This is a genomic window from Streptomyces sp. NPDC050315, from assembly GCF_040655775.1.
GTDB lineage: Bacteria > Actinomycetota > Actinomycetes > Streptomycetales > Streptomycetaceae > Streptomyces.
The window spans coordinates 567610-588353 of sequence record NZ_JBFAKN010000005.1 but is presented as its reverse complement, the minus strand read 5'-3'; the positions used below and the strand labels follow the sequence as shown (position 1 = coordinate 588353).

18 protein-coding genes are annotated in these 20744 nt (G+C 73.4%); 12 read left to right on the top strand and 6 right to left on the bottom strand.

Annotated features, from left to right (window positions below; all coding sequences use genetic code 11):
• The first annotated feature begins 71 nt into the window (after positions 1-71).
• Positions 72-1340, top strand: coding sequence for a glycosyltransferase (locus AB0I82_RS21605; protein WP_363258928.1), 1269 nt, complete (start codon positions 72-74; stop codon positions 1338-1340).
• Between the two features lie 7 nt (positions 1341-1347).
• On the opposite strand, the gene AB0I82_RS21600 is transcribed toward AB0I82_RS21605, so the two are convergent.
• Complete coding sequence (locus AB0I82_RS21600; protein WP_363258927.1) at positions 1348-2622, bottom strand: TerD family protein; 1275 nt, start codon at positions 2620-2622, stop codon at positions 1348-1350.
• Positions 2623-2882: 260 nt separating this feature from the next.
• Between AB0I82_RS21600 and AB0I82_RS21595 the strand changes: the two genes are divergently transcribed.
• The 6 genes from AB0I82_RS21595 to AB0I82_RS21570 all read left to right on the top strand — a co-directional run bounded on the left by AB0I82_RS21595 (position 2883) and on the right by AB0I82_RS21570 (position 9210).
• Complete coding sequence (locus AB0I82_RS21595; RefSeq protein WP_363258926.1) at positions 2883-3323, top strand: DUF6643 family protein; 441 nt, start codon at positions 2883-2885, stop codon at positions 3321-3323.
• Positions 3324-3389: 66 nt separating this feature from the next.
• The gene (locus tag AB0I82_RS21590; protein ID WP_363258925.1) at positions 3390-4214 is read left to right on the top strand and encodes an MOSC N-terminal beta barrel domain-containing protein; all 825 of its coding nucleotides are present in this window, start codon (positions 3390-3392) and stop codon (positions 4212-4214) included.
• Positions 4215-4371: 157 nt separating this feature from the next.
• A complete protein-coding gene (locus tag AB0I82_RS21585; RefSeq protein ID WP_363258924.1) occupies positions 4372-5268 on the top strand; it encodes an MEDS domain-containing protein in 897 nt (298 codons plus the stop codon).
• Complete coding sequence (locus tag AB0I82_RS21580) at positions 5265-5705, top strand: ATP-binding protein (RefSeq protein WP_363259091.1); 441 nt, start codon at positions 5265-5267, stop codon at positions 5703-5705. The genes AB0I82_RS21585 and AB0I82_RS21580 overlap by 4 nt, the downstream gene beginning before the upstream one ends.
• A 270-nt stretch (positions 5706-5975) precedes the next feature.
• Positions 5976-6569, top strand: coding sequence for a hypothetical protein (locus tag AB0I82_RS21575; RefSeq protein WP_363258923.1), 594 nt, complete (start codon positions 5976-5978; stop codon positions 6567-6569).
• Between the two features lie 199 nt (positions 6570-6768).
• Positions 6769-9210, top strand: coding sequence for a right-handed parallel beta-helix repeat-containing protein (locus AB0I82_RS21570; RefSeq protein ID WP_363258922.1), 2442 nt, complete (start codon positions 6769-6771; stop codon positions 9208-9210).
• Here the strand turns inward: AB0I82_RS21570 and AB0I82_RS21565 are convergent.
• Complete coding sequence (locus AB0I82_RS21565; RefSeq protein ID WP_363259090.1) at positions 9180-11495, bottom strand: hypothetical protein; 2316 nt, start codon at positions 11493-11495, stop codon at positions 9180-9182. The genes AB0I82_RS21570 and AB0I82_RS21565 overlap by 31 nt on opposite strands.
• Positions 11496-11813: 318 nt before the next feature.
• Here AB0I82_RS21565 and AB0I82_RS21560 point away from each other — a divergent pair, with 318 nt between their 5' ends.
• Positions 11814-12656, top strand: coding sequence for a DeoR/GlpR family DNA-binding transcription regulator (locus AB0I82_RS21560; RefSeq protein ID WP_363258921.1), 843 nt, complete (start codon positions 11814-11816; stop codon positions 12654-12656).
• Positions 12657-12740: 84 nt separating this feature from the next.
• Positions 12741-13214, top strand: a complete 474-nt coding sequence (locus AB0I82_RS21555; protein ID WP_363258920.1) for an SRPBCC family protein — start codon at positions 12741-12743, stop codon at positions 13212-13214.
• A 99-nt stretch (positions 13215-13313) separates the two neighbouring features.
• Here the strand turns inward: AB0I82_RS21555 and AB0I82_RS21550 are convergent, their stop codons facing one another.
• The gene (locus AB0I82_RS21550; protein ID WP_363259089.1) at positions 13314-14411 is read right to left on the bottom strand and encodes a PLP-dependent cysteine synthase family protein; all 1098 of its coding nucleotides are present in this window, start codon (positions 14409-14411) and stop codon (positions 13314-13316) included.
• 337 nt (positions 14412-14748) lie between these two features.
• Between AB0I82_RS21550 and AB0I82_RS21545 the strand changes: the two genes are divergently transcribed.
• Positions 14749-15033: a hypothetical protein gene (locus AB0I82_RS21545; RefSeq protein ID WP_363258919.1), complete on the top strand. Its 285-nt coding sequence runs from the start codon at positions 14749-14751 to the stop codon at positions 15031-15033.
• A gap of 309 nt (positions 15034-15342) precedes the next feature.
• Positions 15343-15852, top strand: a complete 510-nt coding sequence (locus tag AB0I82_RS21540; protein WP_363258918.1) for an ATP-binding protein — start codon at positions 15343-15345, stop codon at positions 15850-15852.
• A gap of 119 nt (positions 15853-15971) precedes the next feature.
• Here the strand turns inward: AB0I82_RS21540 and AB0I82_RS21535 are convergent, their stop codons facing one another.
• The 3 genes from AB0I82_RS21535 to AB0I82_RS21525 are packed head-to-tail and all read right to left on the bottom strand — an operon-like array spanning position 15972 to position 19611.
• Positions 15972-18527: an FtsX-like permease family protein gene (locus AB0I82_RS21535; protein WP_363259088.1), complete on the bottom strand. Its 2556-nt coding sequence runs from the start codon at positions 18525-18527 to the stop codon at positions 15972-15974.
• 11 nt (positions 18528-18538) lie between these two features.
• Positions 18539-19309 (bottom strand): ABC transporter ATP-binding protein, encoded by a 771-nt coding sequence (locus AB0I82_RS21530; protein ID WP_363258917.1) that lies wholly within the window; start codon positions 19307-19309, stop codon positions 18539-18541.
• Positions 19306-19611, bottom strand: coding sequence for an SHOCT domain-containing protein (locus tag AB0I82_RS21525; protein ID WP_363259087.1), 306 nt, complete (start codon positions 19609-19611; stop codon positions 19306-19308). The genes AB0I82_RS21530 and AB0I82_RS21525 overlap by 4 nt, the downstream gene beginning before the upstream one ends.
• A 171-nt stretch (positions 19612-19782) precedes the next feature.
• On the opposite strand from AB0I82_RS21525, the gene AB0I82_RS21520 reads away from it, so the two are divergent.
• Positions 19783-20736, top strand: a complete 954-nt coding sequence (locus tag AB0I82_RS21520; RefSeq protein ID WP_363258916.1) for a phosphotriesterase — start codon at positions 19783-19785, stop codon at positions 20734-20736.
• Positions 20737-20744 lie beyond the last annotated feature (8 nt).

The following is a 20744-nucleotide window of genomic DNA, read 5'->3' as shown; positions in this document are numbered from 1 at the left end:
CGGTACGGGCCGCACCGGGCCGGTTCCCCGGGGCCCGCCGCGCCATGGGGCAGACTGCCGGAGTGGCTGTGATGGCGTGGATCACTGGGGCGTCTCTGGTGGCGTGGATCTGGCTCCTGGCGGGCCAGGGCTTCTTCTGGCGGACGGACGTGCGCCTGCCACCCGGCACGGCGCAACGGCCGCCGAACGGCCGCCCAGGGCCCGCACAGGGACTCCCCGAGGCGTCCGCGCCCTGGCCCTCCGTGGCCGTCGTCGTCCCCGCGCGGGACGAGGCCGAGGTACTGCCGGTGAGTCTGCCGTCCGTGCTGGCGCAGGCGTATCCGGGACGGGTCGAGGTCTTCCTCGTCGACGACGGCAGTACGGACGGGACCGGGGAGCTGGCCCGGACGCTGGCCGCCGAGCACGGCGGGCTGCCGCTGACCGTGACCTCGCCCGGCGAGCCGGCCCCGGGCTGGACCGGCAAGCTCTGGGCCGTCCGGCACGGCATGGCGCTCGCCCGGGAGCGTACGGACGCGGAGTACCTGCTGCTGACCGACGCCGACATCGCGCACGGGCCGGACAGCCTGCGCGCGCTCGTCTCCGCCGCCCGCGCGGCCGATCTGGACCTGGTGTCGCAGATGGCGCGACTGCGGGTTTCGGACTTCTGGGAGCGGCTGATCGTCCCGGCGTTCGTGTACTTCTTCGGGCAGCTGTACCCGTTCCGCTGGGTCAACCGGCCGGGCGCGCGCACCGCAGCGGCGGCGGGCGGCTGCGTACTGCTGCGCCGGGACGCCGCCGAGCGGGCCGGGATTCCGGCGAGCATCCGGCACGCGGTGATCGACGACGTGACACTGGCCCGCGCCGTCAAGCGCTCCGGGGGCCGGGCGGGGCCGTCCACGGGGCGGATCTGGCTGGGACTCGCCGACCACGTGGACAGCGTGCGCCCGTACCCGCGCCTGGCCGACCTCTGGCGGATGGTGGCGCGCAGCGCGTACGCGCAACTCCTGCACAGCCCGTTGCTGTTGGCGGGCACGGTGCTGGGCCTCGCGCTGGTCTACCTGGTGCCGCCCGTCGCGCTGATCACGGGCGCGGTGGGCGGCAGCGCGCCGACCGCGCTCCTGGGGGGCGCGGCGTGGGCCGTAATGGCCGGGACGTACCTGCCGATGCTGCGCTACTACGGGCAGCCGCCGTGGACCGCGCCCCTGCTGCCGTTCACCGCACTGCTGTACCTCCTGATGACGGTCGATTCGGCCGTGCAGCACTACCGGGGGCGCGGCGCCGCCTGGAAGGGGCGGACATACGGGGCGCCGCCTACGGGCGCGGGGGCCACCGCCCCAGGAGAGGCGTCCGAGGGCGCGTGAGCGCGCCCTACTTCCGTCCCGGTGCCCACCGCATCCCCCACCCGTACGCCTGGTCCACCGTGCGCTGCGGGCTGAAGCCCCGCTCGGGGACGAGATAGCGGGCCTCGCGCTGGACGACCAGATCGCTGCCGGTGTTGATGAGCAGCGCCAGGGCGCAGACGTTGGACGGGACGGTGCACTCGTCGAGGGAGAAGTCGACGGGGGCGCCGCGCTGCGGGGTGAGGGTGACCGTGGCGTTCAGGTCGGCGAAGCTGCGCGCGCCTTCGTAGATGGTGACGAAGAACAGGATCCGCTTGATGAGGCGCTGGTGGTCGAGGTTGACCGTGAGGTTCTCGCCGGCGGCCACGGCGCCGGTGCGGTCGTCGCCGTCGAGGTGGATGTACGGCGGGGCGTCCAGGGACCCGAAGGCGTTGCCCAGGGCCTGTACGACGCCCTTGCTGCCGTCGGTCAGCTCGTACAGCGCGCACAGGTCGAGGTCGAGGGCCGCGGGGCCGGCGAGCGCCCGGCTGAGCTTGCGGCCCCACCCCGATCCCGAGGGCGCCGGGCGGGTCTGCCAGTTGAGGTTCACCCGCATCGCGCCCGAGGTGCCCCCTTGCTTCGTCAGCGAAACGGCGGGCGCCTCCTTCGTCAGGGTGACTTTCGACAGGCGTACTGGGGCGGGGGCGGGCGCGCCTGTGCCGTGCGCCGGGGGCGCGGGAGTTGACGCACCGGGTTGACCTTGAGACGCATCGTGCGCCGGTGCCGCGGGTGTCGTACCAGGGTCGTCCACGCTGATCCCGTAGTCCGTGGCCAGCCCGGCGAGCCCGCTGTCGTAGCCCTGGCCGACCGCGCGGAACTTCCAGCCGCCCTGCCGCCGGTAGAGCTCGCCGAGGACGAAGGCGGTCTCCACGGTGGCGTCCTGGCTGTCGAACCGTACGAGCTCGTCGCCGGCCGCCGCGTCGAGGACGCGGACGCTCAGCCCGGGTACCTGCCCGAACGTTCCGCCCTCCGCCGAGGCCGCGATGATCACCCGCTCGACCGCCGGCTCCACGGTGGCGAGGTCGACGGAGAGGGTGTCGGCCCCCGTACCGTGCTCGGCCCGCTTGCCCTCGTGGCGCACGGCGCCCGAAGCGTGCACCGGCTGGTTGTAGAACACGAAGTCGCCGTCGTCGCGCACCTTCCCGCCGCTCAGCAGCAGCGCCGAGGCGTCCACGTCCGGGACGCCGCTTCCGGTGCGCCAGCTCAGCTCGATCCGTACCGCTCCGGCATCCACCGGAGCGTTGCCCCCCTTGGGCATCGACATGGCCGCCTCCTTCGGATTCGCGCTCCCGCTTCGCGGCGCGTCGCCCTCCCAACCTAGGGGGTTCCCGACGGCCCTTGGACGCCTCGGAGAAGGCAAGATTTCACCTCCCAGTGAGCCGCCCTTTACACGATTCAAACGGGCGTTGGCGACCGATTTTCCCAAGTTCGCTCACATTGGTGAACCGCAACCACTACCGACACGTAAAACAACCCTCTTTTCAGGCTCCCCAACCAGCACATCGTGGGCTTAACTTAAGAGGCATGACCTCCCCCCGCTCTACCTACGGCGGCGGCTACTACGCTTCGCCTTCCTTCCCGGACACCCCGATCTACGACAGCCTCGTCGCCGAGCGCGGCACACCCCAGATCGCGCCGATCAGGGTCCAGCCCCCTTACGACGTCGGCTCGTCCTCCTCGTCCTACTCGTCGCCGGCCCTTCCGGCGCTGCCCGCGCTCCCCTCCGGCCCCTCCGCGGCTCCCGCCCAGCACGGCTACCCGGGCCAGCAGGCTCCGATGCAGTCCGCGCCCACGCCCTACATCCCGCAGCAGGCCGCCGGCCCTCAGGGCTACCCGGGCCAGCAGCAGCCGCGGCGCCCGATGAGCACGGGGTACGAAGCGATGCGCCCGGCGGCCCCGGTCGCGCCGCGCCCCGCTCCGTACGAGGATCCGTACGGCCGCCCGCAGCATCCGCGGGGCTACTGACCCGCCCGCTCGGCCAAGTGTCCGGCCGCCCGGTCAAATGTCCGACCCGGCTGGCAGGATGGGCACATGCCGAACTCGCGCCTCCGTGCCCTCCAGCTGTATCCGGTGAAGTCTCTTGCGGGGACCTCCCCCGGCTCGGCCGCCGTGGAGCCATGGGGCCTGGCCGGGGACCGGCGCTGGCTGCTGGTCGACGAGGAGCGGCGGCATGTCACGCAGCGGTCCCGGCCGCGGCTGGCGCTGGCCGTCGCGGAGGCGCGGCCCGACGGGGGAATCGGGCTCAGCGCGCCGGGGATGCAGGACCTGTCCGTGGAGGTTCCTGCCCCCGGCGCGACCGTGCCGGTGCAGGTCTGGCGGGACAAGGTGGACGCCGTGCCCGCGTCCGCGGAGGCCGCCGAGTGGTTCAGTACGTACCTGGGCACCGAGGTCACGCTGGTTCACATGGACGACCCGGCCGTGCGCCGGTCCGTGGACCAGGACTTCGCGCAGCCCGGTGACACGGTGAGCTTCGCCGACGCCTTCCCGCTGCTGCTCACCACGTCGTCCTCGCTGGACGCGCTCAACTCCCTCATCGCCCAGGGCGACCACGCCGACGAGGGCCCGCTGCCCATGGACCGCTTCCGGCCGAACGTCGTCATCGAGGGCACCGCCCCCTGGGCCGAGGACGGCTGGCAGCGGGTGCGGATCGGCGAGATCACCTTCCGGGTCGCCAAGCCGTCCGGCCGCTGCGTGGTGACCACCACCGACCAGCGCACCGCCGAGCGCGGCAAGGAGCCGCTGCGCACGCTCGCCCGCCACCGCCGCTTCGGCGACGACCTGGTGTTCGGGCAGAACCTCATACCGGAGTCGCGCGGCACACTCCGTGCCGGCGACCCCTTCGAGGTCCTGAGCTGACGTCAGCACGTGTTCTTACGCAGCCGCCACCCCGTTTCCGCGCACCGCCGCGCCCCGCTCCCGCCGTCCCGGCGGTGCTGCCCCCGTCCAGCGCGTTGCGGGGCCCTGTCCGGGCTGCATAAGGTGACCGCATTGCGGTGGCGACAGGGAGATTCACGTGCCCATTCCTGCCGGGGACTCGACGCGCGACCGCGTCATCCCGGTGCATCAGATGCGCCCCGGCGATCACGCTTTCGTCAGTTACGACGACGACGAGATCCGCTGGGACGTCCTCACGGCCTTCACCCGGCTCGGCCTGGCCCGCGGCGAGCGGGTGATCGTCTTCCCGCGCCCCGGCCTGCCCGAGGAAGAGGTCCTGGCGCGGCTGGACTTCCCCAACCGCACGACGGCGACGGCCCGTATCAGGGGCCAGTTGGTGCTCAGCAGCATGCGCCGGCTCATCAGTCCCGACCCGGCCTTCACGGCCGACCGGCAGTGGAGCCGGCTGCGCGAGGAGACCGCGCAGGCCGTCGCGGAGGGGTACACGGGCCTGCGGGCGTTCATCGACATGCACTGGGTGCCGGACCTCGGCGCGGACGTGCACACGATGATGCACCGCGAGTCGAACGCCGACGATCTCTTCAAGGGCCGCCCGTACAGCGAGATCTGCGCGTACGACCGGCGCTGGTTCGCGCCGGAGGTGCTGACCGCCATGGCTGAGGCGCACCCCCGCAACCTCCTTGAACAGCTCGGCGCGCTGCACTCGGAGCGGGCACCGGACGGCGCGCTGCGCTTCGTCGGTGAGGCCGACGCCGCGACGAAGCAGCCGTTCCTCACCGCCCTGGAGCTCGCCCTGGCGCAGGCCGCGGCTGCGGGCAGACTCACCCTCGACCTGAGCCGGCTGCACTTCCTGTCGGTCGGCTGCGCCGCGGGCCTGCTCACGCTCGTCCAGGGGGCGAACGGCCTCTCCCGGGTCGAGGTCCGGGGCGACCCGGTACAGCTCCGCACGCTCCAGCGGCTGGGAGCGGCATCGATTTCGCGGCTGACGCTGTCGGAGGTGACGCGACCGTGCTGATCCCCGAGTCCGCTCGTTCCCAGGGCGGCGCCGACGACGAACCGAGCGTCAAGTACCTGCTGCAGCGGCGCTTCACCGCCCGGCTGCTCCCGCAGGTGCGGCTGCTCGTCGAGGAGTGCGCGGCCCGTGAGGGCCTGGCCGAGCCGCGGCGCGGGGAGTTCGTGCTGGCGGTGGACGAGGTGGCCGGTAACGCCGTCGAGCACGCGGGCGGCAGCGGCCGGCTGGTCCTGCGCCGGGTCGGCGACGAACTGGAGTGCCTGGTCATCGACTCGGGCCCGGGCTTCACGGAGGCCGTGATCCCCGAGCTGCTGCCGGGCCTGGACGGCGCGCCCACGGGGCGTGGGCTGTGGATGGCGCGGCTGGTCGCCGACCGGCTGACGATCGCCGCGGGCGCGGCGGCCGGCGCGGTGGTCACACTGGCGGTACGGGTCCACTGAAACACCCGCGGGAAGGCCCCTGGACGGCCGCTGGACGCTCTTGAACGACCTCCGGCACCCCAGGCCACCTCGCGCACGCCGGCGGCCCTCTCCCGGCCTCTCCGCCGCGCACCCATCACCCATGGCGGCCCGCGGCAGGTGCACGCGGCGGCGATAGAGTGGCGGTCCGTACGAGTCCGTGATTTTGCTCGCGCTTCATGAACACCGCGCATGAAGGGCCCGCAATGAGGTAGTTACGGACACGGAAGGGGGTGCCGGACCGTGCGAGCGATGAGTGGACTGTGGCGTTGGCGGCGCAATCCGCTGCGGCGCAGGACCGATCTCGCCGAGGCGTGGCTGGCGCTGGGCGCCGCCCTCCTGATCGCGTTCGGGGCCTCGGCCGCCGGCTGGGCGACCGCCCGGACGGCCGGTGACACGCTCCGGGACACCGTACGGACCCAGCACGCCCAACGGCACCTGGTGCGGGTCCAGGTGGACCGGCTGCTGCCGCATCCCCCCGTGGACCCCGACCCCGAGACGGCCACACAGCGCGACGCGCACCGCAAGGTTCTGGCCAATTGGCGCGGCGTGGACGGCAGCCGGCACATCGGGATCGTCGCGGCGCCGCGTCCGGTGGTGCCCGGCGACCGCTTCCGGATCTGGACCGACGGCCGCGGCCGGGTCATGCCCCGTCCGATGGACATCTCGACGGCGAACTCCCACGCGGTGCTCGCCGGCCTGGGCGCGGCGGCGCTGGCCGGCGCCGCGGTCGAGGGCGGCCGCAGGCTGGTGCTGTGGCGGCTGATGCACCACCGGTACCGCCGCTGGGACGAGGCGTGGGAGCGCGCGGGCCAGGACTGGGGACGGGCCGGCGCCGGCAGCTGAGCACGCGCCGCCCACAGGGCGCGGAGTGCGCCACCGCCCGTAGGACGAGGTACCAACCACGTCAACTGCCGTACGCCGAGCGCGCTACGGTGGTGCAGCCAGCCGATCGGCTGGGGCCTGCGCAGCCCGTACGCGGACATATCCGCGCGTACCACCGCGGGCCGGAATCAGCCGCACGAGGTGGGGACACGACATCGCCATGGCACAGGGCTCGGTCCAGGTCACGCACTCCGGGACGTCGCGCTGGCGGCGTCGCACAGGGGAGTACAGCTCCCTGGCCGCCGCCCTCGAAGCAGCCGGGGACGGCGATGTGCTGACCGTCGCGGCGGGCACGTACCGGGAGAACCTCGTGCTGTGCCGGGCGGTGACGCTGCGCGGGCCCGACGGGGCGCGCGGCTCGGTGCGGATCGCGCCCGCCGACGGCGTGGCGCTGACCGTACGGGCCTCGGCGACCCTGCAGGACCTGCACGTGGAGGCGCAGGACTCGGCGGCGCCCGCACTCCTGGTGGAGGACGGCGCACCGGAGCTCACGGGGCTGCGCGTGGTGACGCGGTCCGCGACCGGCATCGAGGTGCGGGGCGGCGCCCGGCCCACGGTGCGGCGCTGCACGGTCGACAATCCGGGCGGCGTGGGCATCAGCGTGCTGGACGGGGCGGGCGGCGTCTTCGAGGAGTGCGAGGTACTGGCTGCCGGACAGACGGGCGTGGCGGTGCGCGGCGGGGCGCATCCACGGCTGGAGCGCTGCCGGGTGCACCACACGAGCGGCGCCGGCCTGGCGGTGAACGGCGAGGGCAGCGCGGTCGAGGCGGTCGGCTGCGAGCTGTACGAGATCAAGGGCGCGGGCGTGCAGGTCGCCTCGCGCGCCACCGGGCACCTCACCGAGTGCACGGTGCACCGCACTTCGGCGGACGGCGTCACTCTGGACACGGACGCGGTGCTCACGGTCGCCGACTGCGACATCCACGACATACCGGAGAACGCGCTGGACCTGAGGTCGCGTTCGGTGCTGACGCTGACCCGGAGCCGGGTGCGGCACTTCGGGCGCAACGGCCTGTCCGTATGGGACCCGGGCACCCGGGTGGACGCCAACCAGTGCGAGATCCACGACAGTACGGGCGACTACCCGGCGGTGTGGGTGAGCGACGGCGCGACGGCCGTCCTGGACTCGACCCGGGTGCACGACGTGCCGGACGCGCTCTTCGTGCTGGATCGCGGCTCGCGGGCGGATGTGGTCGATTCCGATCTCGCGCAGGTACGGAACACCGCCGTTTCGGTCAGCGACGGCGCGACCGTACAGCTCGACGACTGCCGCATCCGGGAGGCCGCGACCGGCGCGTGGTTCCGCGACCACGGCAGCGGCGGCACGCTCTCGGGCTGCACGATCGAGGACACCCAGACGGGCGTGATCGTCACCAAGGGCGCCGACCCGAACGTCGAGCGGTGCACGGTCAGCACGCCGGCCGAAGCGGGCTTCTACGTGTCCGCCGAGGGCCGCGGCACCTTCCACAACTGCCGGGTCACGGGCAGTTCCGGCTACGGCTTCCATGTGATCGACGGCTGCCGTACGACGCTGACACGGTGCCGTACGGAGCGGTGCGCGCGCGGCGGTTACGAGTTCGCCGAGGACGGGCCGACGGCGGTGGACTGCACCAGCGACGAGAGCCGGATGCCCCAGCCGGCGGCCGCGGCGGCCCCGTCCGGCGCGCCCTCGCCGGCGGCCGCTGCGGCGCCTGTGACGGCCGCGCAGCCCGCGGGCACGGCCGGGCTGCTGGGCGGCGTCCCCGCGCCGCCCACGCCGCCTCAGGCAGCCGCCGAGCCGGTCCCGGACACCCGACCGTCGGACGAGGTCCTCGGCGAACTGGACACGCTCGTCGGCCTGGACAGCGTCAAGCGCGAGGTGCGCAGCCTGATCAACATGATCGAGGTGGGGCGGCGCCGGCAGCAGGCGGGCCTGAAGGCCGCCTCGGTCCGCCGCCATCTGGTCTTCACCGGCTCACCCGGCACGGGCAAGACCACCGTCGCGCGGCTGTACGGCGAGATCCTGGCGTCACTGGGCGTACTGGAGCGCGGCCACCTCGTGGAGGTCTCCCGGGTGGACCTGGTCGGTGAGCACATCGGGTCGACGGCCATCCGTACCCAGGAGGCGTTCGACCGGGCGCGCGGCGGGGTGCTCTTCATCGACGAGGCGTACGCGCTGTCCCCGGAGGACTCCGGGCGCGACTTCGGGCGCGAGGCGATCGACACCCTGGTGAAGCTGATGGAGGACCACCGGGAGGCGGTGGTGGTCATCGTGGCGGGCTACACCGCCGAGATGGAGCGCTTCCTCGCGGTCAACCCCGGTGTCGCCTCCCGCTTCTCGCGGACCATCAGGTTCGGCGACTACGACCCCGAGGAGCTGCTGCGCATCGTCGGGCAGCAGGCCGAGGAGCAGGAGTACCACCTCGCCGACGGCACCTCCGAGGCGCTGCTGAAGTACTTCACCGAGCTCCCGAAGGGGCCGTCGTTCGGCAACGGGCGCACCGCCCGGCAGACGTTCGAGGCGATGGTCGAACGGCACGCGGGCCGGGTGGCGCAGCTCCCCGACCCGAGCACCGACGACCTCACGCACCTCTACTCCGAGGACCTGCCGGCGCTGCCCTGAGAAGCGGCGGGCCGCTCTCCGGGGCCGGCGTCCCGCTCGGCGTCCGGCTCGCCTGGTTGCTGCGGTATCCCGGGCGCCAGATGGGCGAGGAGTTCGGCGCGGGCCGTGCCGAACTCCGGGTCGGCCTGGTAGTCGCCGTGCCCGAGGGTCTGGGCGGGCAGCGGGTACTGGAGGGTGCGCCCGAAGACCAGCGGGTCGCGCAGCGGCCCCCGGTCGATCGCCGCACCGTCCTCACAAGTGAGGCGGACCGGGCCGCCGATGGGGTCGGTGAACCGCCACAGGTTGCGCCAGGCGCCCATCTCGCGGTGCAGCCCGGTGAGCGCGGCGGGCCCGAAGAACGCCGGGAACCAGCGTCCGTACAGCCGCTCCAGCGGCGACCCGTACGTGAGCAGCGCGACCCGGCTGCGCGTCACCGGGTCCAGCTGCCAGACGGCGGCGGCCGCGAGGACGCTGCCCTGCGAGTGCCCGGAGAGGACCAGGCGCCCGTCGTGGGTCTCGGTCCAGGTGGCCATCCGCCAGGTCAGGTCCGGGACGGCCCGCTCGGCGTAGCACGGAGGCGCGAAGGGGTGCGCGGCGCGCGGCCAGAAGGTGCCGACGTCCCAGAGTATGCCGATGGTGCGGCGGGCCGAGGCGTCCTTGTAGGCGCGGCGCCCCATGGCCAGCAGGAGGACGACGCCGGCGCCCATCAGCCAGGAGCCGAGCGCCTGTGCCGTTTCGGCGACGGCGTCCACGAAGGCGGGCGCGCCGTCCAGCGCCCGGCCGGGCGGCAGGCCCGTGAGCCGGGCACCGAGCACCGCACCCGTGCCGAGCACGAAGGTGACGGCCGTGATCACGCCGATCAGCACCGGCGCCCGGTCGGTGAGCCCCGCGCGGGCAATGGTGCCGGCGATGCCCTTGGTGCGCTGCGCGTCGGGCTTCTCCTCGTCCTCGTACAGCCCGGGGATGTCGGAGAGGACCTGGCGGCGGACGGCGAGCACCTGGAAGCCGGCCGCGACGACCAGCAATACGACGACGATCAGCAGCACCGGGATGACCGATGCCTGCCAGGAGAGCAGTACGGGCGGGCCCGCCATCGGGGCGTGCGCGTCGCCCGGGGTGGCACCGCGGTCCAGCCAGTCGGCGGTGCGCTGCGCCACTCCCCCGGTGAACACGCCGCCCAGTGCGCAGGCCAGCAGCGCCACGGACGCGCCGGCCAGGCCCGCGAGCGCGGTGCGCTCCGTGCCCCGCGCGGCCCGCTGGAGCACCTGAGCAGTCAGCAGCAGCCCGACGACCAGCGCGCCCTGGAGGACGGCGAGCACCCCGAAGATGCCGTCGCCCGGGAGATGCCCGGCGGAGGTCCAGCCGGGGCGCACCCAGCCGGTGTGCAGGGCCGTCAGGGCCAGGGCGCCGAGCGCGGCGTACGGGAGGCACCTGACGATCGGCCGGTCGGTCTCCACGTCGGGCTCCGCCTCGCTGCGCGCGGTGCGGCAGACGATGACCACGCTGAGTACCGCAAGGGCGGCGACCAGCGTGGCCAGCGCGTACCCGGTCCAGCGCAGCCACGCGTCGGAGCCGGGCCGACCGTCGGCGTCGTGCGCGGTCAGGAGCAGCGCGGTGGCGATGGTGAGCAGCCCCGCCGCGGCGTGCGCGGAACGCAGCCGGGCGACGACCCGGCGGCCGTACCAGAAGCCGTCCAGGCACAGCGTGGGGCGCTCGGAGGGCGGCGTGTCGCGGGAGGTGCCGGGGCGGCGCGGCGGCGGTGAAGCGGACTCGTACGCGCTCCAGGTGCGGTGCGAGAGCCACCACAGCAGGCCCACGAGAAGCAGCGGAAAGGCGCTCGCGACGACGAGGCGGCGGCCCGGCAGGCTCCACCAGCCGTCGTGCGCGGTGCTGAGGAAACCGAGCCAGGAGCGGTCCGCCGAGCACGAGAGGCTGCCCGCGCACTGCCAGGCGAGCAGGTCCAGCGCCACCTCGCAGGCACCGGCGGCGAGCAGCACCGTGAGGGTGAGCGCCAGGATGCGTACGAGGACGTCGTAGAGGCGCTGGGCAGGGTGGCCGCGCGGGGCCGCGGGGCGCATCCAGTGCGCGAGGTTCGCGACCATGAAGGGCAGCAGGATCAGCCAGAGGGCGCGGCTGCCGTTGCCCGAGGTGAGGTTGGACCAGCAGTACGCCTCGCGGACCGGCTCCTCGGGGTCGCCGTCGCGCTCCTCAACGGGGCGCTCCTCGGCGTACGCGTCCGTGGCGCGGCGGTAGATGGCGGCGGTGTCGTCACCGGTGACGCGCACGACCCGGGGGTCGTCGAGCATCTCCGCAGGTGTGGTGCCGCCGACACCGTGCACCAGCAGTTCGAGAGCGATCCGGCGTGGTCTGTGCGCGGCGGCGCCCTCGTCTCCGCCCGGATCCGTCGTGGCTGCGGGTGAGGACCGGTACGTAGTGTCCACTGTGCTTCCCCCGATGTCCGTACGTCGATGTGCGTCCCGGATTCTTTCTTGCCCGCCGGAGCGCTGCATCCACCCCACACGGTCCGGGCAGTCACTGTCAGTGCCTCGTGCGAGGATGTCCCCGAACAGCAGCGCTCTTGTGACCTGGGGCGCGCCGTGAGCCGGGACGAAGGGACAGGCCGGGTGAGTGACAACCAGAACCTCCTCGCCGAGCAGCGGCGTGCCCTGATCCTCGACGAAGTGCGGCGCCGCGGCGGTGTCCGCGTCAATGAGCTGACCCGCAAGCTGAGCGTCTCGGACATGACGGTCCGTCGGGACCTGGACGCGCTGGCCCGCCAGGGCGTCGTGGAGAAGGTGCACGGCGGCGCCGTCCCCGTGAGCGAGCCGAGCGCGCACGAACCGGGGTTCGAGGCCAAGTCCTCTCTGGAGCTGTCGGCGAAGGAGGCCATCGCCGAGGCGGCGGCCCAGATGGCGGCCCCGGGCAGCGCGATCGCGCTGGCGGGCGGCACGACGGCGTTCGCGCTGGCCCATCAGCTGCTGGACGTGCCGGACCTGACCGTGGTGACGAATTCGGTCCGGGTGGCCGATGTGTTCTACGCCGCGCAGCGGGCGGCGGCCGGCTCCGGCGGCCCGCGCCCCGGAGCGGCGACAGTCGTGCTCACAGGCGGCGTTCGTACGCCCTCGGACACGCTGGTCGGCCCGGTGGCCGACGCCGCGATCCGCTCGCTGCACTTCGATGCGCTCTTCCTCGGGGTGCACGGCATATCCGTCGAGGCCGGGCTGTCGACGCCGAATCTCGCCGAGGCGGAGACCAACCGCCACTTCGTGCGGTCGGCGCGGCGGGTCGTGGTGGTCGCGGACCACACGAAGTGGGGGACCGTGGGCCTGAGTTCGTTCGCTTCGCTGGACCAGGTGGACGTGCTGGTCACCGATCCCGGTCTGCCGGCGCACGTCCGGGCGGAGTTCGCGGAGTTGCCCCCGCGGCTGGTGGTGGCCGGTGAGCCGGAAGACGACGCAGACATCTGACGAGGCCCCAGCTATGGTGTGCGACGCCGGATTGTTCGACGGTCGGTCCTGATCCCATCACTGTGTGTAGGGGGTGCTCGTCCCATGACGCACCGACTGAGCCCTGTCGGGCTCGACTTCGCCGAGTCCGCGCCGCTGCGGATGGTCTTCGCGGCCGAGCTCTCCGCGCCCCCCGAAGCGGTGTACGCCGCGCTCGCGGACGACGTCGGCTCCTGGTGCGTATGGTTCACCGGGGTCTCGCGGATCACCCCGACCGACGGCGGGAAGGGCCGCTCGGTCCGGCTGACGGGCGGCACCCGCTTCCTCGAGAGCATCCTGGCCGCCGAGCGCCCCGAGCACTACGCCTACCGCGTCGACGAGACCAACGCGCCGGGCCTGCGCGCCCTTCTGGAGGACTGGCGGCTCACTCCGGCGCCCGGCGGCACGCTCGTGCGCTGGACGTTCGCCGCCGACGGCCCGGCGCCGTTCCGCTCGCTGATGCAGCTGAGCCGCCCGATGCTGGGCCGCGTGTTCCGCGACTCGATGCGGCAGCTGGACCGGCGCCTCGTCGGCGTGTGAACGGCGCCTCGGCGACGGCTGAGCGGCGCCTCAGCGGCGTGTGAGCGACGCGTCGGGGCTCGGGCGGTCCGGCCGCCGGCGAGCCCCGCAGCGGGCGCCTCACGCCGGCCAGGTGCCCTCGGCGAGGAAGGTCTCCAGGGTCCGGGCGTACGGCGTGATGTCCAGCCCCTGCTCGGCCAGCCAGGCGTCGGAGTAGTACTTGTCGAGGTAACGGTCGCCGGGGTCGCACAGAAGTGTGACCACCGAGCCCGTACGGTCCGCGGCGACCATCTCGGAGACGATCTTCAGCGCGCTCCACAGCCCCGTGCCCGTCGAGCCGCCCGCCTTGCGCCCGATGGCGGTCTCCAGCGCCCGTACGGCCGCCACGCTCGCCGCGTCCGGCACCTTCATCATCCGGTCGATCGCGCCGGGCACGAAGCTGGGCTCCATCCGCGGCCGCCCGATGCCCTCGATACGGGAGGCGGTGCGGCAGTCCGTCTCGGCGTCGCCGTTCAGCCAGCCGTCGAAGAAACAGCTGTTCTCCGGGTCGGCGACGCACACCCGGGTGTCGCGCTGCATGTAGTGCACGTAGCGGGCGATGGTCGCCGAGGTACCGCCGGTGCCCGCGGTGGCCACGATCCATGCCGGGTCCGGGTACCGCTCCAGGCGCAGCTGCTGGAAGATCGATTCGGCGATGTTGTTGTTGCCGCGCCAGTCCGTGGCCCGCTCGGCGTAGGTGAACTGGTCCATGTAGTGCCCGCCGGTCTCGGCCGCGAGCCGGGCGGAGACGTCGTACACGGTCCGCGGGTCGGCGACCAGGTGGCAGGTGCCGCCGTGGAACTCGATCAGGCGGGTCTTCTCGCGGCTGGTCGTCGCGGGCATCACCGCGATGAACGGCACCCCGATGAGCTTCGCAAAGTACGCCTCGGAGACGGCGGTGGAGCCGCTGGACGCCTCGATGACCGGCTTGCCGGGGCGGATCCAGCCGTTGCACAGCCCGTAGAGGAAGAGGGAGCGGGCGAGGCGGTGCTTCAGGCTGCCGGTGGGATGCGTCGACTCGTCCTTCAGGTACAGATCGATGCCCCACTGCTCGGGCAGCGGGAAGCGCAGCAGGTGGGTGTCGGCGCTGCGGTTGGCGTCCGCCTGGACCTTGCGCACGGCTTCCTTGAGCCAGCCACGGTAATCGGGGTCGGTGCGGTCGACATCAAGGGTCGGCAGGGGCGCGCCCCCGGGGGGCGCCGGGAGGTCGCAGGACCGGTCGCCGGCACCCGCGAGGCCGTCGTCCCGCCCGTCCGTGTGCTGTGCGGTACTCATCGACGTGCTCCTCGCGGTCGTCCCGGCCCGCCGTGACCGCCGGGCCCAGCTCGATCATAACCATCCGCCACACGCTCCTCACCTGCATAAACGACCCTTTGAGAACCCCCAAGGAGCCCTCGGGGTACTGGTGTTCGCAGGCTCGCGACCAGGGGAACTGGTGCCCGGGCCGCGATCCGGGCAGACTTCAGGAAGGGCGCGGGCCTTTCCCGTCGCCAGGTGCGTGAGGAGGCGGTGCTCCATGAGGGAGCCGGAGTTCAACGCGACCGGTGTGCGCATCGAGCGCTGGCTGCGGTCGCTGACCCGAGCGGGTCAGGTCATCATCAAGGACGGCAGGCTGGCACTGCTGACGAGCTACGGCACGGAGATCGACAGCGCACCGCTGACGTCGGTCCAGGCCCACCGGCCGTGGCTGCTGGCCCGTGACCGCGCGTTCGCCACGCTCAACGGCCATCGCTACTCCTTGACCATGGGCGCCCCCGAGCGCTTCCTGGACGCCGTCCGGGCCGCCGGCGCCCGCACCTGACGCCGTACCGGAGCGACGGACGGATACGCCCGGACGGCCGCGCCTGCGGACCGTACAGGAGCCGGCGCGGGGACCGTACGGGTCGGCGGTCGGCGGCACGGCGACTGCATTCGGGTGAAGACCGGTGGGACGCGCTGGGGTTGCGGACCCTCTGCGGTTGCGGGAGTACGGGAGCGGGCCGACCCTGGACTGACTCGCATCACCGAGAGTTCGCCACTGGTGACTCGAGGTGAACGGGACATCGCCGGACCCGGTCCTCGCGTTTCCGTAGCGGCGGGCGCGCCCGGCCTCATCAGGGGAGTCGCGGTCGTGATCAGGCAGCCCAGCAGGCACTGCGCGGTGGAGCTCCAAGCCCTGCCGGCACGCATCGGCCAGATGCGCAGAATCGTATCGGCACAGCTTCGTTACTGGCGCCTCGACGCCTTGATCGACCCCGCGACGCTCGGGGTGACGGAGCTGCTGGCCAACGTCCACCAGCACGCCCTGCCCAGCAAGCAGTGCACGGTCGAACTGTCGGTCCTGCTGGACCAGTTGACGGTGTCGGTGCGCGATCTCGATCCCCGGCTGCCGAAGCCCGCGGTGGCCGGGCCTCTGGATACCGGGGGCCGCGGGCTGACCCTGATCGCGGAGCTGAGCGAGAGCTGGGGCGCCCGCCCGGAGGACACCGGCAAGGTCGTGTGGTTCACGCTCCCGGCGCTCACCCGTGGCCTCGAGGAGCCGGGCCACGCGCTCACATGTCTGCCGGAACCGCCGGAGACGGAGCGCGCCGAAGCGAGCAGCGGAGTGCGCGCACCCGCACGCGGCGCACGAGTGGGCTGAGCGCCCGGTCCCCGAGGGGCCGGGCGCTCAGCCGTCCGTACGGACACGAGCTGCGCCCGCCTGTATGGACGCGAGCTGCCCCTGTCCGTATGGCCGAGAGCTGCGCCCGTCCGTAGGGCTCACTCCGTGGCGATCGCCCGCAGGACGTCCAGCCGGGCCGCGCGGCGGGCCGGCCGCAGCCCTGCCAGTGCGCCCGCTGTCACGCCCACCAGTGCCACCACGGCCAGCTGCTCAGGTGGCAGCGTGAAGGCGCTGTTGCCCGCGCTGTCCGAAGCGCGGACCAGCGCCCAGCCCAGGAAGCCGCCCAGCAGCAGCCCGCCCGCCGTACCGAAGGCGGCGACCAGGACCGACTCCCAGCGCACCATGGCCCGCAGCTGCGCCCGGCTCTGCCCGACCGCCCGCAGCAGCCCCAGTTCCCTGGTCCGTTCGTGCAGCGCCAGGGTGAGCGTGTTGGCGATGCCCAGCAGGGCGATGACGACGGCCAGCGCGAGGAGCGCGTAGACGAGCGTGAGCATCTGGTCGATGCCGCTCGCGGAGGACTCGGCGTACTCGGCGCGGGTCTGCACCTCGGGGGCGCCGTACGCCCGCGCCACCTTGTCCACCGCCGCCTTGCCCGTATCGAGTGACACCCCGTCCTTCAAGGTGACGGCCACGACCGTGTCGGCGTCCTGGACGCGATGCGGCTCCCAGGCGGCGCGGCTGACCACGTAGTCGCCCGCGAGCCCGTTCTCGTTGTAGACGGCGCGTACGGTGAACGTGCGCCGGTCGCCGTCCGTGAAGCCGAGCCGCACGGTGCTGCCAGTACTCCAGTGCCGCTTCTCCGCCTCGTCCTTGGAGACGGCCAGACCGGCCGGCCCGAGATCCGCGAGCGAGCCCTCCACGCCGCCCAGGTCCAGCACAGCAGGCAGCCGCGCGGGGTCGGTGACCGTCAACTGGCGCCCGGCCCCGTCCACCCGGGCCACTCCGCGGCCCAGCCCGAGTGCCGTGTCCACCTCGGGCAGCCGGTCCAGCACCGGCGCGAGCCGCGGGCTCAGGCCGCTGCCCCCGGACCCGAACGCCGGCGTGCTCACCGCGACATCGCCCGCGAACGCCCGGTCCACGGCCCGGTCCATCGTCGTCCGCAGCGAGGCGGCGAAGACCGTGAAGACACCGACCACCGCGACGCCGATCATCAGGGCGGTGGCGGTCGCCGCGGTCCGCCTGGGCGACCGCAGCGCGTTGCGCTGGGCCAGGGCGCCGGTGACGCCGCGCAGCCGCCTGAGCGGCCCGCCCAGCGCCCGTACCGCGTACGAGGCCGCCACGGGGCCGAGGACGACGAACGCGGCCACGGTGAGGGCCGCGCCGGTCCCGGTGAGCAGGATGTCGGGCGTGCCGACCGCGCCCACCACCGTGAGCGCGATACCGGCCACCCCGAGAACGGCCCCCAGTACGGCACGTCCGGTGGACGCGCCCGAGGCATCCACGGCGACGTCGCGCAGCGCGGCCATCGGGGCGGTGCGTCCGGCCCGTACGGCGGGCAGCAGCGCGGAGCCCATGCAGACCGCGACGCCGACGGCGAGCGGCAGCACCATCGAGAGCGCGCTGATGGCCAAGGGACCGTCCGGGAAGGGGAACCCGAGGGCGGGGAAGAGCGCCTGCAGCCCCGCGGCGATCCCGATGCCGGCCGGCAGACCGGCCAGCGACGCCGCCAGGGCGACCGCTGCGGCCTCCGTGAGCGAGGCCCCGGCGACTTGCCCGCGGGTGGCTCCCAGCGTCCTCAGGAGGGCGTTCTCGCGGGTTCGCTGGGCCCAGACGATGGCGAAGGTGTTGTGGATCGAGAACACGGCGACCAGCACGGCGATGCCCGCGAAGACCAGCAGCAGGGTCGTGAACAGGGTCAGGAACGCGCCCGTGACGGTGTCCAGGTTCTCCTCCGCCGACTGCTGGCCGGTGATCGCCTCGGCGCCCTTGGGCAGTACGGGGCCGAGCCGGTCGACGAGTTGCTGCTGGCCGACGCCGTCGTCGGCCCGTACCTGGATCGTGGCCGCCAGCCCCGGCTCCGGAGCAAGGTACCGCTCAGCGTCGGCCCGGGTCAGGCCGGTGTACGTGGCCTGGCCCATGCCGCTCTCGCCGCCGAAGGCGGCCAGGCCGACGACGGTGATCCGCAGCGGGTCCGGGGTGCGCAGCACGGTCGTGTCCCCGATGCGCAGCCCTCCGGCCTTCGCCGCGCTCTCGTTGACGACGGCCTCGCCGTGCGCCTTCGGGGCGCGCCCTGCGACGAGCTGATAGGCGTTCAGCTGCGGGTCGGTGATCCAGTTCCCGGCCGTGGTCGGCGGCCCCTGGCCGCCCACGGGTTCGCCGTCCTTGCCGACGAGCTGCCCCGCGCCCTGGACTACGGGCACGGCAGCGGCGACGCCCGGTACCTTCTCGATCTCCCGGACGGCCGAGGCCGCGACCGGCTCCCGGGTCCCCTGGCCGCCTCCGGAGACGGCGATGACGTCCGCGCTGCGCACCACCGCGTCCGTACCGGCCGTCGCACTGCCGAACAGGCTGTCGAAACTGGCGCGCAGGGTGTCCCCCATGACGAGCGTGCCACTGAGGAACGCGACGGCGAGCAGCACGGCGGTGAAGGTGCCCGCGAATCGCCGCTTACGGGTGCGGAGCGATGTACGGGCGAGGCGCAAGGAGGTGCGCACCCGGTACGCGGTCACGTCGCCACCCCTTCCTGCGCGCTCCGGGTGCTCGCCGCCTTGCGGTCCAGCTCCTTGATGCGGTCGAGTACTCCGTCGGCGGTCGGCCCGGCCATCCGGTCCACCAGCCGCCCGTCGGCGAGGAAGATCACGTCGTCGGCGTGCGCGGCGGCGACCGGGTCGTGGGTGACCATGACGACCGTACGGCCCATCGTGCGCACCGCCCGGCCCAGCAGCTCCAGCACTTCGGCACCGGAGCGCGAGTCGAGGTTGCCGGTGGGCTCGTCCGCGAAGACGACCTCCGGCCGGCCCGCGAACGCCCGGGCGACCGCGACCCGCTGCTGCTGTCCTCCGGACAGCTCGCTGGGCCTGTGGTGCAGCCGGTCGCGCAGCCCCACGACATCGATGAGCGCGTCGGTCCATTCGGCGTCGCCCGCCGCGCCCGCCAGGTCCCGCGGCAGGGTGATGTTCTCCGCCACGGTGAGCGTCGGCAGCAGGTTGAACGCCTGGAAGACGAAGCCGACGCGCTCCCGGCGCAGCAGCGTCAGCCGCCGGTCGTCCAGCCCGGTCAGTTCGGTGCCTGCGATGGCCGCCGAACCCGAGGTGAGCGTGTCCAGGCCGGCCGCGCAGTGCATGAGCGTCGACTTCCCGGACCCGGAGGGGCCCATGATCGCGGTGAAGCGGCCGGCGGGGAAGTCGACGCTCACCCCGTCCAGCGCGCGCACCTCGGCATCGCCCGCCCCGTAGACCTTCACGGCGTCCACGACCCGGGCAGCGGGGACACTCACGCCGCGCCTCCCTTGCCCTTGCGGTGCGTCCCGAACTGCTCCTCCAGGACGGAGAGCCGCCGCCAGTACTCGTCCTCGTCGATCTCACCGGAGGCGAACCGGTGGCCGAGTACGGAGAGGGGCGACGGGTCGGCACCGGTAGGAGCGGCCGCGCCGGGCCGCTGCCAGAGGCCCCGCCCGCGCCATACGGTGCGCCGCAGCAAGGTGACCACACCAATGACGGCGACCGCCCACAGCAGCGGGAAGAACAGGATCCACGGCCCGGGACCGCCGCCGGACCAAGGTGTTGCCAGGACGTCCATGATGATCAGCTCCTCGAAGGTCACGCTGTTTCGGCGTTCACTTCGAGCCTGATCCGCCGGACGCCGGCCGTCGTCGTACGGACAGCGGCACCGGGCCTACCTCTTGGGGAGTACGCCCGCCAATGGGGGCGACGGCGCGAGACTGTAACTACTGGTATGTAAAGTGCCTTCATGGTCACACCTCACCGCCCCACCGGGGCCGTCCCCGCGCCTGCCCTCCGTACTGTGCTGGGCGACCTGCCCCCTCAGGCACTGCGCGGCCGGTTCGACGCGCACGACCACCTCTTTCTCACCACGCCCCAGCTGCCCGGCCAGGAACTGGCGGACACCGGTGCCGCGGCCGCCGAGCTGCGCGCCTTCCAGGAGGCGGGCGGCGGCACAGTGGCGCAGTGGACGCCCTACGGGATGGGACGCCGCGCATCCGAACTGGCGTACCTCTCCCGGGAGTCGGGCGTACGGATCGTGGCGGCCACCGGGCTGCATCAGGCGGCGCACTACGCACCGGAGACGCTCGCACGCGTCCGCAAGGACCTGGCGGGGCTGTTCGTCGCCGAGCTGACGGAGGGCATCGGCGGGCCCGGCGGCCCACGGGCCGGCCTCGTCAAGGTGGCGGGCGGCTTCCACGGCCTGGACGCGCACGCCCGGCACACGCTGTCCGCCGCGGCCGAGGCACACCACGCCACGGGGGCCGCCATCGGCGTCCATCTGGAGCTGGGCACCGGGGCACTCGATGTGCTCGACCTGCTGTGCGACGGGGCGGGAGTACCGCCGCAGCACGTGATACTCGGCCACCTCAACCGCTCCCCCGACACGGCCGTCCACCGCACGGCCGCCGAGGCCGGCGCCTACCTGGCCTTCGACGGCCCCTCGCGGGCGCACCACGCGACGGACTGGCGGCTCCCGGAGGCGCTGGCCGCGCTGGTCGACGCGGGGTACGGCGACCGCGTCCTGCTGGGCGGCGACACGACCACGGCCGGGGCCCGTTCGGTCGACGGCGGGCCCGGAATGCCGTACGTCGTACTGGGGCTGCGCCGCCGCCTCGAACTCACTCTGGAGAAGGAGGCGGTGGAGCGCATGCTGACGGTCAATCCGGCGCGCGCCTTCGCCACGGAGTGGCGGGCCTGAGCCGCGGC

Bases quoted from the DNA above. Each gene is read 5' to 3' on its own strand.
- AB0I82_RS21605 (WP_363258928.1), top strand. From the start codon at position 72: ATGGCGTGGATCACTGGGGCGTCTCTGGTGGCGTGGATCTGGCTCCTG.
- AB0I82_RS21525 (WP_363259087.1), bottom strand. From the start codon at position 19,611: ATGGACGTCCTGGCAACACCTTGGTCCGGCGGCGGTCCCGGGCCGTGG.
- AB0I82_RS21570 (WP_363258922.1), top strand. From the start codon at position 6,769: ATGGCACAGGGCTCGGTCCAGGTCACGCACTCCGGGACGTCGCGCTGG.
- AB0I82_RS21520 (WP_363258916.1), top strand. From the start codon at position 19,783: ATGGTCACACCTCACCGCCCCACCGGGGCCGTCCCCGCGCCTGCCCTC.
- AB0I82_RS21595 (WP_363258926.1), top strand. From the start codon at position 2,883: ATGACCTCCCCCCGCTCTACCTACGGCGGCGGCTACTACGCTTCGCCT.
- AB0I82_RS21565 (WP_363259090.1), bottom strand. From the start codon at position 11,495: ATGCTCGACGACCCCCGGGTCGTGCGCGTCACCGGTGACGACACCGCC.
- AB0I82_RS21575 (WP_363258923.1), top strand. From the start codon at position 5,976: ATGAGTGGACTGTGGCGTTGGCGGCGCAATCCGCTGCGGCGCAGGACC.
- AB0I82_RS21545 (WP_363258919.1), top strand. From the start codon at position 14,749: ATGAGGGAGCCGGAGTTCAACGCGACCGGTGTGCGCATCGAGCGCTGG.
- AB0I82_RS21600 (WP_363258927.1), bottom strand. From the start codon at position 2,622: ATGTCGATGCCCAAGGGGGGCAACGCTCCGGTGGATGCCGGAGCGGTA.
- AB0I82_RS21555 (WP_363258920.1), top strand. From the start codon at position 12,741: ATGACGCACCGACTGAGCCCTGTCGGGCTCGACTTCGCCGAGTCCGCG.
- AB0I82_RS21590 (WP_363258925.1), top strand. From the start codon at position 3,390: ATGCCGAACTCGCGCCTCCGTGCCCTCCAGCTGTATCCGGTGAAGTCT.